Here is a 1,065-nt window from a genome sequence, read left to right as displayed (position 1 = left end):
CGGTCATCGCCGAAGCCGTACGCACCCCATGAGCAAGGGCACGTCGACGGCCGCGCGGTTCAGCGCGACGGCACCCCTGCCCAGTCCACCGAAGTGGAGTTCCCCATGACTGACATACAACCGGTTCTCGTCACAGGCGCTACAGGAAAGACCGGACGGCACACAGTGCGCTTCCTCAGAAAGTCCGGGCTGCCCGTGCGCGCTCTGGTCCACCGGTATGACGAGCGATCTCGCCAACTCCAAGACCTGGGCGCTGAAGTTGCCGTCGGGGACCTGCTGGATCTGGATGCGATGACTGCGGCGACCCGGGGAGTGCGCAGCGCGTACTTCACCTACCCGATCAGGCCCGGCCTGATCGAGGCCACTACAGTCTTCGCCCAGGCGGCAGCGGACAACGGGGTGGAAGCCGTCGTCAACATGTCCCAGATCTCCGCGCGTCGCGAAGCGGCCAGCAACGCCGCTCGCCACCACTGGCTGGCCGAGCGTCTACTGGACCACTACCCGGTACCCACAACCCACCTACGGCCGACCTTCTTCGCCGAGTGGCTGCTCACCTTCGGGGACTGGAGCGGACGGGAAGGCCTGCTGCGCCTCCCCATGGGGCAGGGCAGGCACGCACCGATCGCCGCCGAGGACCAGGGCAGGGTCATCGCTGCCATCCTGACCGACCCAGCACCGCACGCCGGCCGCATCTATCCCCTGCACGGACCGCAGGAACTGGACTACGACGAGATCGCCGCAGCCGCCGCGCGAGCGCTGGAACGCCCCGTGCGATACGAGCCAGTCGACATCGACACCTTCGTCCGCACATTGCAGGCCCGGGGCTGGCACCCGCACACCGTGCAGCACCTGCGAAACGTCGTCATCGATTACCAAAACGGCATATTCGCCGGGACGAACAACGTCGTGCGGGACGTGGGCGGCACAGAGCCATTGAGCGTCGAAGCATACGTGGCACGGCACCGGGACGCCATGACAGCCCACTGACGACGACCCCCGCAGGAACGGGCACACAACGAATACCCATCCCCGTCCACGCGCAGGCCAACACACCATCAGACACCC

General features: G+C 66.7%; 1 protein-coding gene. It reads left to right on the top strand.

Features of this window, described 5'->3' with window-relative positions:
* Window positions 1-105 precede the first annotated feature (105 nt).
* On the top strand, window positions 106-987 hold the full coding sequence (locus tag VXC91_RS45985; protein WP_329513266.1) for an NmrA family NAD(P)-binding protein: 882 nt from the start codon (window positions 106-108) through the stop codon (window positions 985-987).
* The last annotated feature ends 78 nt before the right edge of the window (window positions 988-1,065 follow it).

It is taken from the genome of Streptomyces chiangmaiensis (assembly GCF_036281785.1).
GTDB classification, from domain to species: domain Bacteria; phylum Actinomycetota; class Actinomycetes; order Streptomycetales; family Streptomycetaceae; genus Streptomyces; species Streptomyces chiangmaiensis.
Note: the sequence above shows the minus strand (reverse complement) of the source record. Positions and strands in the feature narration are given on the sequence as shown.